Annotated in this window: 1 protein-coding gene; it reads right to left on the reverse strand. The window is 64.3% G+C overall.

Annotated features, from left to right (window positions below):
- Positions 1-476, reverse strand: a 476-nt coding sequence (locus B7G53_RS22310; protein ID WP_217992647.1) for a VCBS domain-containing protein, incomplete at both ends; no start/stop codon positions are given.

Consider the following 476-nt stretch of genomic DNA (forward strand, 5'->3'; position numbering starts at 1 on the left):
TTCAAGGTCAAGCTGCCGTAGGTTCCCGCCAGGGCGCTGCCCACGTTGCCGGCCACGCCGGCTACTGCGCTCACCGTCTTGGTGTCGCCGCTATCCACATCCGTATCGTTGCTCAAGACGTTGCCGGTGGCGTTGGAGCCCACCGCCGTGCCCGCTTCGACTGCCGTGCCTGTGTCGGCTACAGCCACCGGGCCGTCGTTGCTGCCCTGAATGGTGATCACCAAGTTGCTGCTGCTGGTCGTGCCGGCTGCGTCGCGCATGGTGTAGGCGAAGGTGTCCGTCACGGTGTTGGCGCTGGATCTCAGTGCGTTGACCGTGGCGTTGGCATTGTTCACAACGTAGGTGTACGTGCCGTCTGCGTTCAAGGTCAAGCTGCCGTAGGTTCCCGCCAGGGCGCTGCCCACGTTGCCGGCCACGCCGGCTACTGCGCTCACCGTCTTGGTGTCGCCGCTATCCACATCCGTATCGTTGCTCAA

This window comes from Polaromonas sp. AET17H-212, from assembly GCF_002379085.1.
Classification (GTDB): Bacteria; Pseudomonadota; Gammaproteobacteria; order Burkholderiales; family Burkholderiaceae_C; genus Polaromonas.